The sequence below is a fragment of the Saccharothrix sabaoui genome (assembly GCF_051756985.1).
Lineage (GTDB): Bacteria > Actinomycetota > Actinomycetes > Mycobacteriales > Pseudonocardiaceae > Actinosynnema.
This window is the reverse complement of the sequence record NZ_JBPKJK010000034.1, coordinates 52,170-68,837: the sequence shown is the minus strand read 5'-3', so window position 1 is coordinate 68,837 and position 16,668 is coordinate 52,170. Positions and strand designations below refer to the sequence as shown.

5 protein-coding genes are annotated in these 16,668 nt (G+C 73.6%); all 5 read right to left on the bottom strand.

Annotated elements, in window-relative coordinates; translation table 11 throughout:
* On the bottom strand, positions 1-3,218 hold a 3,218-nt coding region (locus ACR807_RS13595), incomplete at its 3' end, for a GH92 family glycosyl hydrolase (protein ID WP_438921640.1).
* 147 nt (positions 3,219-3,365) lie between these two features.
* A complete protein-coding gene (locus tag ACR807_RS13590; RefSeq protein ID WP_438921639.1) occupies positions 3,366-4,268 on the bottom strand; it encodes a PIG-L family deacetylase in 903 nt (300 codons plus the stop codon).
* Between the two features lies 1 nt (position 4,269).
* Positions 4,270-6,168: a tachylectin-related carbohydrate-binding protein gene (locus tag ACR807_RS13585; protein WP_438921638.1), complete on the bottom strand. Its 1,899-nt coding sequence runs from the start codon at positions 6,166-6,168 to the stop codon at positions 4,270-4,272.
* A gap of 55 nt (positions 6,169-6,223) precedes the next feature.
* Positions 6,224-6,850, bottom strand: coding sequence for a hypothetical protein (locus ACR807_RS13580; RefSeq protein WP_438921637.1), 627 nt, complete (start codon positions 6,848-6,850; stop codon positions 6,224-6,226).
* Positions 6,841-16,593, bottom strand: coding sequence for an RHS repeat-associated core domain-containing protein (locus tag ACR807_RS13575; protein WP_438921636.1), 9,753 nt, complete (start codon positions 16,591-16,593; stop codon positions 6,841-6,843). The genes ACR807_RS13580 and ACR807_RS13575 overlap by 10 nt, the downstream gene beginning before the upstream one ends.
* Positions 16,594-16,668: the final 75 nt, after the last annotated feature.

Here is a 16,668-nt window from a genome sequence, read left to right as displayed (position 1 = left end):
TCGTCGGGCAGCGTCACCGAGTGCACCGCCTTGGCCGGGTCCAGCTGCACCGAGCCGGTGAACAGGCGCACCGGCGGGCCGTCCACGCCCTGCCCGGCCTTGACGCGGTGCGGCATGTCGAGCGCGACCGCGCCGCCCGACCCCGCCCAGTCCGGCACGGTCACCGGCACCTGCGCCGTGCTGCCGTCGGCGTAGCGCACGAGCACGCCGGCGGTCACCGGGCCGTTGTGCGACGCCGCCACCCACCGCAGGCCCCGGTAGGACCCGGCGGGCAGCAGCACGGCCTGGCCGCGCGCCTCCACGAAGTTCGGCGCGGTCCCCGACGCGTCGGGCGCGACGAACGCCGTGTCGCCCCACGTCACCGTGCCGGTGGGCAGCAGCGCGGCGTCGTAGCTCCAGCCCTGGCCGTCGAAGTTCCCCTCGGTGGACCGCTCCGGGGTGGCCGCGCCGTCGTGGTTCAGCTCCCGCGCCAGGTCCACCGCGCACTGCCCGCCCACGACGGCGGCGCACTCGGCCGCCGCGCGGACCTCCACCACGGCGTCCCGGACCACCTCGTTCGGCCCGCGCACCGCCACCCGCACCGGGTACGAGCCGACCGGCGTGCCACCGGGCACGGTCACGGTCAGCGTGACCGTCTCCTGCACCGGGGCTCGGTTCGAGCGGATCACCACGGGGGACCGGGGCGACGCGGTCACCCCCCACCCCGCCGGGGCGGTCGGCCGGAACGTGACCGGCACCGCGCCGGGCGCCTGCGCCAGCACGTCCAGGGTGAGCGCCACCGTCTGGTCGGCCGCGTTCGCCGGCACCACCGCCGAGGACTCGCGCAGCGCCGCGTCGACGTGCCTGCGGTCGTCCGGCCGGGCCCGGTTCACCGAGGGCGGTTCGGCGCCGGGCCGGGTGCCCCAGCTCGACGGGGTCGTGCCCAGCCGGTGCGCCAGCGTGCCGCCGCGCGCCACGTCGTCCCAGTCCAGCCACGTGTCCCGCACGTCGCGGCCGTTGAGCGACACCCGCTGCACGTACCGGTTCGCGTCGCTCGCGCCCGGCGCGCTGATGGTGAGCGCCCGGCCCTGTCCGGTGTGGACGGTGGCGGACGGGAACTGCGGGCTGGACAGGGCGAGGAAGTCGCCGCCGCTCATCGTCGGGTACAGCCCGAGCGAGGAGAACACGTACCACGCCGACATCGTGCCCAGGTCGTCGTTGCCGGTCATGCCGTCCGGGCCGGTGGTGAACAGCGTCATCGCCGCGCGCACCACGGTCGCCGTCTTCGCCGGCGCGCCCACCGACAGGTAGAAGTACGGCGCGAGCAGGTCGGGCTCGTTGTTCGGGTTGTACGTGGGCTTGCCGTAGTAGTCGTAGGGCTGCGTGATCCAGTCGGTGCGCACCGTGCCCACCGGGTCGGCGAGCAGCTTGTCGTAGGCGAAGAACGCGTCCAGCCGCTCCTCGGTGGCCCTGCGCCCGCCCATCAGCTCGACCAGGCCGTTCGGGTCCTGCGGCACCAGCCACTGGTACTGGTACGCGCCGCCCTCGTGGAACTGGTGCCCGGCGTCGACCGGGTTGTACGGCGTCACCCACGTGCCCTCGGCGGTGCGCGGCCGGAAGTGCTCGCCGTCCCACAGGTTGCGGTACCACTGCCCGCGCGCGGCGAACAGCTTCGCGTCCGCGTCGTGCCCGAGGCCCTTGGCCATCAGCGCGAGCGACGCGTCGGCCGCCGCGTACTCCAGGGTCGCCGACGCCGGGTGCACGCAGTCGTTGTCACCGCCCTTGTGCGCGCAGTCCGTGCCCAGGACCAGGCCGGACGGGACGTAGCCGCGCTCGGCGTAGAACCCCTGGCCCGACCGGCCGTTGTACGGCGAGTCGGCGGGCGGCGTGCTGGTGGCGTTGCGCCTGAGCAGCTCGTACGCCTCCTGCTCGTGGCCTTGGAGGAGGCCCTTGGACCACGCCTCGACCAGGAACGGGGTCACCGGGTCGCCGGTCATGATGTTGGTCTCGCTGTTGGCCAGCGCCCACCGGGGCAGCCACCCGCCGTCGCGACCGCTCGCCACCACGGACAGCGCGACGTCCCGCGCCACCTGCGGGCGCAGCAGCTCCAGCAGCTGGTTCTGCGGTCGGTAGGTGTCCCACAGCGACAGGTTCTGGTAGGGCGTGTAGCCCTCCGCCACGTGCGGCGCGCCGTCGAACCCGACGTAGCGGCCGTCCACGTCGCCCGCCAGGTTCGGGTGCAGCAGCGAGTGGTAGAGCGACGTGTAGAACGCCGTGCGGCGCTCGGTCGTGCCGCCCCCGATCGCGATGGAGCCCAGCGCCTCCACCCACTTCGCGTGCAGGGCCGCGCGGGTGGCGTCGAAGTCGTAGGAGTCGGCGGTCTCGGCCGCGAGGTTCTTCCGCGCGCCCTCGACGCCGGTGTAGGACAGGCCGACCTTGAGCACCACGTCCCGGTCCGCGGTCGCGTCGAAGGTGACCCACGCGCCGTTGCCGCCGGTGCCCGCCGCGTCCGGCACGCCCGGTGACCGCGTGCTGCCGCGCCACGTGCCGAAGCGCGCGAACGGGCGGTCGAACGTCGCGGTGAAGTACACGGTGTGCTCGTCGTGGCCCGCGCAGAACCGGCCGGCCTTCACCCGTCCCTCGATCGTGCGGTCGCCGACCACGTGGACCTCGGAGTCGAGCACCTGCTGGTTGGCCTTGCCGGTGTTGAACAGCACGTTCGCCTCGCCCGTCGCCGGGAACGAGTAGCGCTGCCAGCCGGTCCGCTCGGTCGCGGTCAGCTCCGCCTGGACGCCGTAGCGGGACAGGCCCACGCGGTAGTAGCCGGGGCTCGCCTCCTCGTCGTCGTGCGAGAAGGCCGACCGGTAGCCGTTGGTGTCAACGTTGTCGACGGGGCCGGTGGTCGGCATGACCGGCAGCTCGCCCATGACGCCGCAGCCGACGCCGGACAGGTGCGTCTGGCTGAACCCGTGGATCTGGTCCTGGAGGTAGTCGTACCCGCCCTGGCCGCCGGTGTCCGGGCTGACCTGGACCATGCCGAACGGCGCGCTCGCGCCGGGGAAGGTGTTGCCGAAGTTCTGCGTGCCGACGAACGGGTTGACCAGGGTGGTCGGGTCTTCCGGCGCTTGGGCCTGGGCCTGCGCCGCGGCGGGGGTGGCGGTGACCAGCCCGGCGGCGAGCAGGGCGACGAGGAACGGGCTGGTCACGCGGGTGCGGCGGGTCGTGCGGGGCGGGGACATGCGGCAGGGACCTCCTGACAACGTTGTCACGACGTGGCGGCGGGACCACGCCGGATCACGCTGGCACGGCCCCGCCCGGGGTGTCAACGATGTCCGGTGGCCAGGTCTCCGGGCCCCTCGGCGGACGCCGCCCGCCGAGGGGCCCGGTCAGCAGCGGATGTCGCCGGGCGGCACCCACGGCACGCCGGGGTGGAAGACGCGCCCGTCGGGGCTGTACTGCCTGCCCATCACCTCGCGCCAGCTGGTCGGCCCCAGCGCCGGGTCGTGCGGCCAGTACCGGTCCCACACGGCCGTCTTCTCGTCCCGCCAGTACCCGGACACGTTGTCCGGGTACTGCCTGATCACGTAGCCGTCGTACTCGTCCCGGCGGACGAGCGTGTTCCCCGCCGCGTCGGTGTCGGCCTCGGCGGCGAGGACCGCGCCGGCGACGTGGTCCACGTGGTCCGGGTCGGGTTGGCGGTGGCCGATGCTGCTCTGCGAGCGGATCAGGTCGGGCCGCGCGGTGCGGATGACGTCGCGCAGCATCCCCACGAACGACGCTCTGGTGTAGGCCGCGCGCCCGTCGATCGGCCGGGCCGCGTAGCCGGGCTGGTGCACCAGCCGGTAGAGGTCGCCGCACTGGTCGCTGCCGCCGGCGGCGTGGACGAAGGTGAAGACGAGGCGGACGTCCGTGCCCACCAGCCGGTTGGTGGGCACCTCGTGGCCGTTGAACCACAGGGCCTCGTACACCCAGTCGTCCGGCACCTTCGCGGCCCGCGCGTACGCGGCCCGCTCCCCGTGCACGCGCATGTCCGCGTAGTCCGCGCCGCAGGCGGGGAAGCCCTCGCCGCACGGCAGCTCGCCCGCGGTGAGGTAGACGACCCACACCGCGTGCCCGGCCTGCACGTCGGACAGGACGTCCGGGTTCATGAACAGCAGGTCGTCGTCCTGGTGGGCGACGAAGCTGAGCGTGGTGCGCGCGGGCTCGGGCACGGCGGGGGCCGGCGCCGCGGTCGCCACCAGCACCGCGGTCACCAGCGCCGCCACCTGTCGCGTCCGGCGACCGGGCACGTCAGCCCTTCCCCACCGCGCCGGTGAACGACGTGCCCGCCGACCGCGCCGCCGCGGGCACCGTGTAGAGGGTCGCGACCAGGCCGGCCGGCGTGCGCCACGCGAAGGCCGGGCCGCCGTCGGCCAGGGTGTACCCGTTCGGGTCGGTCGCGGTGTCCTCGAAGAGGACCGCCGTCCACGGCCCGAACGGACCCGCCGGGGCGAGCTGGCCCGCCCGCCACACCTGGTCGCCCACCCGGGCGGCCACGTGCACCATGCCGTCCGCGCCCAGGGCCAGCGCGGGGGCGCCGTCCGCGACCACGTCGCCGACGCGCTGCCACGTGCCGGGGAACGCGCCCGCCGCCTCGCGCTGCGTGTGCACGCCGCCGCCGGCGCGGCGGACCGCGACCTGGAGCGTGCCGTCGCCGTGCGCCACGACGGCCGGTTCGCCGACCACGTCGGAGCCGCCGCCGATCGTGCGCCACGCGCCGAGCGCGCCGTTCGCGAACCTGGCGACCCGCGCCGAACCGTCGGCGAAGCGCGCCACCACGTCGACCGCCGACCCGTTGCGCACGGCGGTGAAGTCCGCCGTGGCGCCGGCCGCGCCGATCCGCTGCCAGGGCAGGAACTCGCCGTTCGGCGCGGCCTGCGGCCGTCGCCACAGCGACCCCTGCGCGTCGACGCCGAAGACCGCCAGGACGCCGGTCGAGTCCGCGACCACCACCGGGTCGCCGACGAGCCAGCCGTCGTGCACGGCCTTCCCGGTGCCCCACACGCCGTTGCGCACGGCCTGCGACTTGCCGCGCAGCACCGCGTCGTCCGGGCTGTTGGCCAGCACCTCGACCCGGCCGTCCGCGCGCAGCCCCGCGCCGGGGACGCCCGTGCGCGTCGTCGTGTCGTCGAACGACTGGTAGGTCAGCAGCGTGAAGTCGTCGCGGTAGCGCTGCTTGGCCGACGTCAGGTTGCCCGCGGTGTTGACGTAGAAGTAGTCGACCAGCCCGTCGGTGGTGACGACGGCGGTGTTCGGCTGGTCCTGGCGCACCGGCACGACCGGCCGGGTGGGGGCGGCGCGGCCGAGCAGTTCGCACGAGTCGGTCGTCGCGCCGTACTGCGTGCCCGGCGTGATGCCGGTGTCGACCAGGCGGCGCGGCGCGAAGCCGCCGGTGGCGGGGTCGTAGCGGTACCACCACATCCAGGCGCCCTCGACGCCGTACAGCACGTCGCCGCCCGCGGAGAACGCGGAGTCGAGCAGGTTCGCGTCACCGCTGTGGGCCACCAGCTGCCTCGGCTTGAGGAACCGCTGCGAGGCGGCGTGGTACTCGTAGCGGTAGAACACCCCGTTGAGCACGTGGGGGTCGCGCACGTAGAACACCCCGTCCCCGGCCGCGACCACCATGTCGTACCGGTTCGCCGCCCCGGTCTCCAGCACGCGCCGCGTCCAGGCCGTCCCGTCGTACCGCTCCCAGGTCAGCTCGCCGTTCGCGGTGAACTTGAAGAAGTTCCCGTTCGAGTCGACCGCCACGCGCTTGCGCGAGGCCACGGACGTCCAGTCGTCCCAGTCCTCGGCGATCCTGACCGACCACGCACCCCCCGGCCGCTCCCAGTCGCTCCCGGTCCACCGGAAGCGGTGCAGGTTGCCGCCGTCGAGGACCTGGTAGACGTACCCGTCCTGGCCGACCGCCATCGGCACCGTCCACCCGCCGCCGATCATCGAGGACCCGGCGCGCAGGTGCTCGCCGAGCTCGGGCTCGTCGTGCTGGTAGAGGCGCAGCGTCCCGTCGGGCGCGGCGGCGAAGACGGAGACGGAGGTGTCGCACCGCAACACCTCGTCGGCGGCGGTCGCCGTGCCGGTCGGGACCAGCAGTGCGGCACTCGCCACTGCCGCGACGAGACAGGCGGTCGACGAGTTCTTCGTGCTCATGTTCCCGGGGTCACTTTCGTTCGGGAGGACGTGGTCGGTGGTGCGGCCCGCGTGGTCAGGCCGGGTGGTCGAGCCATTCGCGGAACGACGTGAGGATCAGTGGCTCGGCGCCGAAGTCGTCCAGCGTCTCTTCGAGGTCCGCGCGCAGTTCGTCCGACGGCTCGCGCCGGATGAACCGCTCCAGTTCCGCCGGCAGGGCGTCCCGGTCCGGCGACGTGGCGATCAGCACCCCGATGGCCGAGTCGCGGACGTGGACGTCCTCGGACAGGCAGTCCCGCCTGATGACGTCCACGTACTCGCCGACGACCCGGCGACAGGCGTCCCCCAGGTGCGGCATCTCGTCCGCGGGCCTGCGCCAGTCGTCCTGCCCCGGCTTGGGCCAGCCGTACGTGATCTCCTCCAGCAGGTCGTACACCTCCGCCCGACCGCAGTCGCCGGGCACGGTCAGGAACTCGGCGAGCACGCGGACCGCGGGGTAGGTGATCTCGAACAGCTTGCCCTGGTGCACGACGGCGTGGCTCAGGGCGGTGCGCGCCCGAGCTGCCCCGTCACGGTCCGCCGCCGAGCCGAGCGCCCTCAACCCGTCGGGCACCGACATGGCCCCCTCCGGCAGCGAGGGGCCGCGCAACGCGCTCCACGCGGTGTTCCGCAGGACGCTGTCGGCCGTCTCCGTCACCCCCATGACTTCTTCCCCTTCCAACGGCCGCCTTCCTGGGGCGTCGTACCAGGGGGGAACTGGTTCGGGTCCAGCTTCTCCTGGCAGTTCGCCGCGCACACCTCGGCGGGCTGGTAGTCCCTCGGCCTGATCGGGGTGGAGTACAGCACGTCCTTGCGGTCCAGGCCGGGGTTGACCGCGCACAGCTTGTTGTACACGTCGTCCTCGGCGCACCCGTCGCCCCAGTCGGAGCGGCCGAACACGGGCTCACCGCCCGGGACCATCCCGGCGACGACGACGGAGACCTTCCTCCGCTGGGTCTTCGACCCCATCTTGGCGGTCTCGGCGTCGCGGAAGTCGTTGAGCGCCTGGAAGGTGCCGACAGGACAACCGGCGGGCGCGGTGTTCGGGCCGGAGTTGTGCGTCAGTACCGCGACCGCACCGACACCCACGAAGTACGTGTGCAGCCCGTCGACCGTGAGGTTGTGGACCTCGCGGTCGGGGGAGAGGGGCCGGACGCCGGTGACGGTGACCGGCCGGTGGTCGGCCGTCTCGAAGGTGTAGCCGGGCTCCAGGTCCTCGGCGTTCACCCACTTCTGCAACGACTCGACCCAGAACGGGTGCTCGTCGGTCGCCACCACCGTGCCGCCCGTGTCCACCGTGATCTCGTAGAGCAGGCGTTCCGCCTGGTGCGAGCGGGTGTCGGTGACGGTCCTGGTGCCGGTTTCGCCGGTGGTCGGGTCGGTGGCCACGACCTCGTCGCCGACCTCGACCTCCGAGATGGGCTTGCGCGACCCGTCCGCCATGAGCACCGGGGTCTCGCCGGAGAAGCTGTTCCGGTCGAACGAGATCGGGCACGAGCCGCTCGCCTCGCCGCGCGAGCTGTCGCCCGCGTCGCGGGCCGCGCCGTTGCCGCGCTTGCGGGACGGTGACGCGAGGCTGAGCAGGTCGCCCAGGCCCGGCACCTGGCTGTTCGCGAAGTCCGAGACGACCTGCTCGCCGACGGACTGGACGACGCTCGTCCCCGGCTTGATGACGGTCGCCTTGACCGTCTCCCAGACCTTGTTGACGTCCTGCACGTTCTCGGCCACCGCCGCGACCTTGCGCGCCGGCACGTTGGCCGCCGACGACACCAGGTCCTTCATCGCGATCCGCGGCTTCAGGGCGGCCTGCAGCACCGGCAGGGGGTTGTTCTTCGCCGCGTGCGCGATGGCCGCCTTCGCCCGCTTCGTCACCGCCTCCATCGCGGCACGTCGGGCCGCCGCCGCCGCGGCCGCCGCGGCGGCGCGCTGGGCCGCCACCTGGGCCGCCGAACGCCCGGCGGTCTTGGCGAAGTCGGCCACGTTGCGCCGGGCCGCCCCCGCCACGTCGTCGCCGTACTTCCGCGCGCCGCCCGCCACGTCGTCGCCGTAGCGCCTGGCGCCCGAGGCCACGTCGTCGCCGTAGCGCCGCGCGCCGCCCAGCAGGTCGTCGCCGTACTTGTAGAGGTACTTGGCGCCCTTCGCGAGCTTGCCGAACGGGATGAAGTTCGACGCGGCCCAGAAGAAGTTGCCCCAGCTCGGCTCGCGGATGAAGTTCGCGATGTCGTTGTAGCCGGAGACCTCCTTGACCACCTCGACCGCGACCGACGCCGCCTTCTTCACGCCGTTCCACACCGCGCCCCAGTTGGGCCAGTGGCCGTCGGGGTCGACCAGGTCGAGCGGGCGGCCCGCGCCGTAGGCGTAGCGGTTGAAGGCGGCCGACGGGCCGGAGGCGGCGGACGTCGTGTCGCGCGAGGCGAACGACCCGGTGCCCGGCTGGTACCAGCGGGCCCCCATGTTGACCTGCTTGGTGTCCGGGTCGGTCCAGTCGCCCTGGAAGCCGACCCGGCGCGCCGCGCCCGTGGAGGCGGTCACGGAGCCGAACGGGTCGAAGGACGTGGAGTCCGCGATGCCGGTGCCCGCCGGGTCGAAGCCGCCGACGACGTCGCCGTGCTTGTCCGACAGGGTCAGGCGACGGGCGCCGCCGGAGGACAGCGACAGCAGTTCGCCCGCCGCGCCGCGCCCGTACGTCGTCTCGCCGTCGGACACCGGGTCGATGTCGAAGCCCGCGTAGGAGAACGCGCGGGAGCCCCGGGAGACGAGCCGGTCCGCGCCGTCGTAGGCGTAGGTCGTGCCGCCGACCTGCACGAGCCGGTCGAACGCGTCGAACGAGAAGTTCTCGGTGAAACCGGACGACGTGCGCGACGCCATCGTGCCGCGCGCGGTGTGGGCGTAGGTGTAGTCGCCGTCGGACAGCAGCCGGTTGCGCTCGTCGTACGTCGCGGTCTTGGCGCCGTTGCGCGTGCGGTTGCCCGAGGCGTCCCACGCGTACCCGGTGGTCGTCCCGCCGACCGTCCACGACGTGAGGCGGTTGGCGTGGTCGTAGGTGTAGGTGTGGTCGCCAGCGCCCGCCAGGCCGGCGGTGACCTTCCGGGTCAGCCGGTCGTTGTTGTCGTACTCGTAGGCCAGCGACGACACGGTGGCGCCGGCGGCGTCGGTGAGCACGTCGGACTTCTGCCGCCCCAGGGCGTCGTAGTCGAACGCGCGGGTGCGGGACGTGCCGTACTTCAGCGTCTTGAGCTGCCCGGCCTCGTTGTAGTCGTGGGTCAGGGCGACGCCGGTCACGCCGTCGGTGACGGTCTTGAGCCGGCCCTTGTCGTAGCCGAACGCGGCGGTGCCGGCGGCGTCGGTGCGGCTGGTGACGCGGCCCTCGCCGTCGTAGGCGAACGACGAGGCGCCGGACGGGCCGGTGGCGGTCAGCAGGCCGCCCCGGTCGTCGTAGGCGTAGGTGTTGCGGCCACCCGGCGCGTCGACCTCGGTGAGCCGGCCCGCGAGGTCGTAGGACCGCACGCGCTCGGACGTCGTCGCCGCGCCCGAACCCGTCTCGGACACCAGCCGGTCGAGCGCGTCGTACCGCCGGTCGCGGACCACCCCGCCGGGCGCGGTCAGCTTCACCGCGTTGCCGGCCACGTCGTAGACCGAGGTCCACGTCCGGTCGGCGGCGGCCGGGTGCGCGGTGGTCGAAGGCTCGACCACCGACTCGGGCAGCGACCACGCGTTGAAGGTGGTGACGAACCTGTTGCCGCGCCCGTCGGTGTAGCGGGTGCGGTTGCCGCGCGCGTCGTAGCCGAACGACGTCGTGATCGACTCGGTGTCCGACACCGGCTCGACCTGCTGGGTGAGCCTGCTCGCCGCGTCGTAGGTGTAACGCGCGGTGCGGTTGAGCGCGTCGGTCGCGGTGAGCACGTTGCCCACCGGGTCGTGCGCGTAGGAGGTGCGGCGCAGCACGCCGCCCGTCCCGTTGAGGCTGAACTGGCCGGTGAGCCGGTTCGCGGCGTCGTAGCGCAGGTAGCTGGTGCGCCCCAGGGCGTCGCGCTGCCACACCGAGCGGCCCAGGCCGTCGTAGCCCAGTTGCAGGGTGACGCCGGCCGGGTCGGTCGCGCTGGTCCGCTGGCCCAGCGCGTCGTAGCCGTACCGGGTGACGTCGTTGGAGGGGGACGTGGACGTCAGCAGCTCGCCCGCGTCGTTGTACTCCAGGCGCGTGGTGTGCGCGGCCGCGGTGGGCCTGCGCTCCAGGCGCGTGCTGGTCACCTGGCGGCCCAGCTCGTCGTAGGTGGACTCCACCCGCGCGCCCGTCGGGTCGGTCGCGGACAGCTGCTCGCCGTTGTGCGTGTACGCGTACCGCCACACGCCGCCGACCGCGGTCGGGGCGTCGGCCTTCGGGTCCTGCCGCTCGACGAGCCTGCCCAGCTGGTCGTAGCGGAACCGGGTGACCGCGCCGCGCGCGCCGGTCACCGCGATCGCGTTGCCGACGGCGTCGTACTCGGTGACCGTGGTGCCCTTGACCGGCGCGGTGCCGCCGGGCGCGGTGTACTCGGGCGTCTCCACCCGCACCGGGCGGCCGACCCGGTCGTGGGTCGTCCGGGTGACCCGGCCGTTCTCGTCGCGCACCTCGACCTGGTCGCCGAAGGTGTCGAACCCGACGAGGGTCTCCGGCCGCGCGGTCGCCGGCGTGCCGCCCGCGGTCTCCACCTGCACGGCGGGCAGCGTCACGGCGACCTGCCGCTCGCTCTCGTCGTTGCGGAACTCGGTGGTGAACGCGGCCGCGTTCGCGCCCGCCACGTTGCCGCGCGGGTCGGTCTCGGCGACCAGCAGGCCGCGCTTGTCGTACCGGCGGGTCGTCGTCAGCGGCGGGTTGACCTGCTGGACCGTCTCGCTGACCTGGTTGCCCGCGTTGTCGTAGGCGTAGTCGACGACCGAGCCGGCCGACGACTGCACGCCCGGCGTGTTCGAGCCCTGGCCCGAACGGGCGACCTGGGTGACGTTGCCGTTGGCGTCGTAGCGGTAGCTGGTGCGCCGGGCCAGGCCGGTCGGGTCGGCCAGCACCTCGGTGACGCGGCCGACCTCGTTGTGGGTGTACTGGGTGACCTTGCCGTTGGGCCCGGTGCGCTTGACCAGGTTGCCCGCGCCGTCGTAGTCGTTGCGCTCCAGCACGACCCGGCGGGTGCCGCCGCCCGTCGCCGCCACCTCGGCCAGCACCCGGAACACCAGGCCGCTCGGCGTGTACTCGTAGAGCGTCTTGCGGCCCATGGCGTCGACCTTGCGCACGAGCCGGCCGCCGAGGTCGTAGGTGTTGGCCTCCAGCACCAGCAGGGACCCGCCGGACGGCGTCTCGCCGTCGCCCACGCCGCCGGACACCGGCTTGCCGTGCCAGCCGCGCAGCCGCACCTCGGCGACCTTGTTGCGCGCCGTGTAGGCGTACTCGACCTTCGTGCCGTTCGCGTCCACGGTCCACGTGCGGTTGCCGAACGCGTCGTAGCCGTAGCTGGTCCTCGCGCCCTCGGCGTCGGTGACGGAGTCCTGCCGCCCCCGGTCGTCGTAGGTGTACGACGTGGTGCGCGTCGAGTCGCCGCCGGCCAGGTCGGAGACCTCGACCTTCTCGGGCTGGCCGTCGGCGCTGTAGGTGGTCCTGGTGAACTTGGTGTGCCGGACGCCGGTGACGGCGTTGGTGACCGGCGCGTCGGTGACCTCGGCGGGCCGGTTCATCTCGTCGTGGGCGAACTTCGTCTCCAGGCCCTGCGGGTAGGTGTCGGAGAACTCCGTCTCGGACACCTTGCGGCCCAGCAGGTCGTAGCGGTACTTCGTGACGCGGCCCTCGGGCTCGGCGTCGGTGCGCCCCGGCTCGGTGGTGGAGGCCAGGTCGCCGTTGGCGTAGTACCGGTAGGTGGTGACCTTGCCGCGCGCGTCCGTGGTGGTCTTGAGCAGGCCGGCGCGCTCGTTGCCGCCGCCGTCGGCCGCGGTGGTGCCGTCGGTGTAGGTGTGCCGGACGGTGGTGCCGTCGGGCATCGTCTGCTTGACCAGCTCGCCGCGCGCGTCGTACTCCGACGTCGTCAGGTAGCGGTCGTCGGTCGGGCCGGAGGAGCGGCCGTCGCGGGAGGTGAGCTGCTTGTCGATGCGCGGGTCGGTGTCGTTGACCTTGCCCGGCGCGGGCTTGTGGTACGTGAAGTGCTCGGTGTCGCACACCGCGGGGTCGCGGCACGTCCTGCGCGACAGCACGTTGCCGCGCTCGTCGTTGCGCAGCTCGACCTGGTGGCCGTTCTCGTCGGTGATGGTCTGCTGGAACCCGGAGGCGTCGTAGTCGTAGGTGCGCACGCCCACGCCCTGCACCGGGCCGCCCTGCCAGTCCGGGTTGCTCACGCCCGTGCCGCCGCAGTACGACGGCGTGCCGTCCGGGTTGGGCGTCGGGGCGGCGGTGCACGGCGGCGCGGTCGTCGGCGTGGTCGGCACGACCGACGGGTCGGGCCGGTCCTCCAGCCGCACGCCGGTGCCGAGGGGCGCGACGAACCGGATGATCCGGCCGCGCACCGGGTCGTAGTCGAAGAAGTGCGACCGGTTGCCCGGGTCGGTGACCTGGATCGAGCGGACCAGGTTGCGGACCGTGCGGCCCTGCGCGTCCTGCTCCTCGGTGCCGCTGACCTGCGGCAGGCCGAGCTCCCAGTGGCCGCCGTCGGCGTCGGTGTACTCGCTGACCCGGTCGTTGGTGGTGTCGTGGGTCAGCTCGGCGGCGACGCGGCCGCTGGGCATGGTGACCTTGGTCAGCTGGTCGGCGTGCTCGCGGGCCCGGAAGTGGGCGCGGGCCGCCTCCTCGCCCAGCGGGTGCTGGTAGATCGCGACCTCGTCGACCTGCCCGGAGAAGTGCTTGACGCCCTCGCCCGGCCACCAGCCGTGCGGCGCCCAGTCGGCGGGGCCGACGGCGTGCGCGGCGCCGATCTGGCCGTGGGTGAGCAGGCTGTCGTCGATCTCGCCCTCGGTCGTGCCGACCTTGGCGCCGTCGAGGAACAGGGTCTGCGTCGCCAGCGAACCGGACAGCACCACGTGGTGCCACCCGCCGTCGTCCACCGCGCCCGCGCTGGTGATGGGCGCGACCCGGCCGTGCCAGAACTGGCCGCGCAGCCTGCCGTCGCGGTCCACGTAGAGCACCGGCACCGCGCCGGTCTGGGCGCGGTCGAACGGCGCGTGCTGGAAGCCGACCAGCGGGCCGCCGCTCGTGGTCCTGAACCACAGCTCGATCGACAGGTCGCGGCTCTTCTTGATCGCCCCGTCGGGCAGTTTCACGTACGAGCCGGTGCCGTTGAACGACGTCGAGGCGTCCGGGCTGCCGTCCAGCGCGCCCGGCGCGCCGAGCGTGGTGGCGCGGTGCGCGCCCGCGTCCTTGCCGAGGTTCGTGGCGACCTGGCTGACCGCGTCGGACGAGCCGGCGCCCTCGCCGAGCCGCCAGTAGGAGTCGGGGCGCGAGTCCATGACGGCGCTGCGGTAGTGCGAGCCGTTGGCGTAGTCGTACTTCGTGCACCCGCCCTTGGGGTCGCACACCTCGGTGAGGCGGTCCCCGAGGTACTTGTACGTCCACTTGATCGGCGTGCCGCCGGCCACCGGCGCGTCCGTGCGGACCTCGGTGACGTGGTTGCCGGTCCAGGTGAAGTACAGCGTGCGGTCGGCGGCGGCGTTGTCCTGGACGAGCCTGCTGATCGCCCTCTTGATCTTGCCGTCCGGGCCGTAGTCCATCTCGACGGCGCGGCCCGCGTTGTCGTGCACGGTGACCAGCCGGCCGTCGAACTCGCGGAAGCGGTAGACCGAGTTGGACTTGTCCACCAGCACGTACGGGCGGGTGGGCAGGCCGAAGTCCTGGTAGAACGTCGCGAACCGGCCGGCGGGCGGGTCGAAGCTGCCGTCGGCGGCGTTGCGGCCGAACCGCACCTGCTGCCCGTCGGGGTAGGTGACCACGACGTTGCCCGAGCCGTCCTGGTCGGGCACCACGCGCATGTCGTAGCGGGTGGACCAGCCCGCGCCGAAGGTCAGGTCCTTGCGCGGGTCGAGGCTGTTGTAGGTGCGCGCGACGTTCAGCTCGGGGCCGGTGACGCCGATCGCCGCGTCGACCGCGCCGGTGGTGTAGTTGCCGATCTGCGGGTCGAAGTCCAGGTCGCCCGCGCTGTACGGCGCGCCGCCCAGGTGCGAGGTGATGTCCGGCTGCGGCACCGCGGTGAGGATCGCGCTGAACGGCAGCGCCTCGCTGCGCGTCCCGCTCGGGTCGATCGCGAACGCCCGCCAGTGGTACGCCTCGCTCCACTGCAACCACGTCCTGGGCACGGTCCACGTCCGGCTCGCCCCGCGCGGCGACAGCCGGCACGAACCGGTGTCGGGCGTGCCGTCCGCCGTGCTGCCGCACACCTCGAACTCGTAGAGCACGTTCGTGTTCGGCGGCGCGTCCACGTCCACCGCGTCGGCCCACAGCTGCGGGGTCAGCGTCGGCGCGGAGTGTCCCGCCGGCGGGTACTGCGCCTTGACGATCGGCGGGACCTCGAACACGGTCATCGACAGCCGTGCCGGCGGGATCTGCTCGTCGGTGAAGTAGGTGCTGTTGTGCACCATGCTGAAGTCGAGCAGGTAGTCGCCCGGGTTGGCCCGGTGCACCGTGGCGTCCAGGGTGATCGTGTCGCCCACCGGCACGACGCGGTCCAGCGCGGCGGACTCCCGCGAGTCCACCGCCCTGCCCTCGGCGGTGAACAGCCGGTAGGCCAGCTTGTAGGCGCCCGGCGTCCACGGCTGGGAGCCGCGGTTGGTCACCGCGATGCGGACCTTGCCGTCCTGGGTGCGCAGCACCGGCGGTTCCGGCACGCCGCGCTCGATGCGGTAGCCCGCGTCGTACGGGGTGTGCGTGACGAACAGGCGCGGCGGGTTGGCCGTGCCCACGCCGGTGAACTTCTTCCAGCCGCTGACGGCCTTCACCGCGAGCCCGTTGTTGGCCTGGCCGTGCGTCCAGCCGTGCACCAGGTCGCGGCCCGCGTCGCCGAGGTCGATCGAGTGGGCCGCGGTCGGGCAGGCGGAGTGCGACTGGCCCAGCGCCACGTAGCCGTGCGCGAACGACGCGGTGCCGATGGTGCCGCCGGTCGGCGGGTGGCCGGAGCCGGACGCGGTCCACCCCGCGGTGATCGGCTGCACCACGATCGGCTCGGGCCGGCACGAGGGCGCGTCGAAGCTGGTCAGGTAGAGCTGCGCGCCGAAGACGCGGTGGTTGGCCAGCGCCTGGGAGACGCCGTCGAACTTCAGGTACATCGCGCTGCCGCCGCCGACGTGCAGCTCCGTGCCGCCGGTGCGCGTGCCGCCCGAGGTGACGACGGCGGCGTTCGCGGTCGCGCCGTGCACCGACGGGTCGACCAGCACCGGGTAGGTGCGGGCCGGGTCGCGCAGCCACGCGTCGTCGACGGACACGCGCAGCGCCGGGCCGCCCGCGTGGTCGACCAGGTCGTAGCGCACGTCGTGGGAGGTGACGGGGTTCTCGGCGTGCGAGTCGGTCATGAACCCGGCCGGGACGACGCCCCGGACGCGGCCGTCGCCGTCGACCAGCTCGACCTGGCCCTCGTTCAGCTTCGCGGTGAGGCCCTTGAGCCGCAGCGGGAACACCCAGCTGCGCGGCGCGTCCGGCGACGCCAGCACCAGGGTCTCCTTGACCCCGCCGGGCAGCACGTCCAGCCGCAGGTCGGTGTGCGCGGCCACGCCGGGGTAGGTGACCCGGCTGCCCTGCGCGGCACCGCGCGCGGCGGCCGTGCCGGCCAGGCCGAACGCCATCTCGTGCTCGTCGGACAGCGCCACGCGCACGAAGGGGGACTCGGAGGCGGTCGCGCCGAACCGGGTGTCGACCTGGTCGGCGGCGTTGCGCCACCCGTCGCCGTCGGCCACGAGCGCGGTGTCCACCGGGTGCCACGAGCCGTCGTCGCGCCGGTGGTTGACCGGTGCCTGGCTGAACTCGGTGGTCCGCGTCCCGTCGGCGTTGACGAACGTGCGGGAGAACGCCTGCCGCGCGCCCTCGTCCTCGCGGCTGGTGGCCGGGTCGAACCCGGTCGGGTCCGAGGAGGTCGCGACCTCGCGGACCTCGTTGGGCTTCGTCGCGTCTGAGGGGAAGTCCGGCTGCGGGTGCTTGGCCAGCTCCGAGCGGGGCAGGGCGCGGTTGGGCGCCTCCCCCCGCACCTCGTGCTCCTGCCCCTCGGCCGACCCCCACGGCTGGTCGGGCGCGAGCGCGCCCGCCTCGGCGGCCGGGTCCGACGAGGTGGACCCCCACCGCGGCAGGAGCTCCACGGCGTCCGGCGCGACCGCGCCGAAGAACACCACGAGCACCAGGCCGAGCGCGGCCAGAATTCTCCCGCGCGGTGAGCGCGGCAGCCTGGAGCGCGCACGCCGAATACGCCCAGCGGTCATTGTCCGGAATCCCCCCGTGTCGACAGGCGCGGTGCCGTCGTGCCACCGCAGGCCCCCCTAGGCCGTGTCGGGCTG

What these genes read in the sequence shown, in the direction of transcription:
- ACR807_RS13575 (WP_438921636.1), bottom strand. Translation starts at nt 16,593, where the DNA reads ATGACCGCTGGGCGTATTCGGCGTGCGCGCTCCAGGCTGCCGCGCTCA.
- ACR807_RS13585 (WP_438921638.1), bottom strand. Translation starts at nt 6,168, where the DNA reads ATGAGCACGAAGAACTCGTCGACCGCCTGTCTCGTCGCGGCAGTGGCG.
- ACR807_RS13580 (WP_438921637.1), bottom strand. Translation starts at nt 6,850, where the DNA reads ATGGGGGTGACGGAGACGGCCGACAGCGTCCTGCGGAACACCGCGTGG.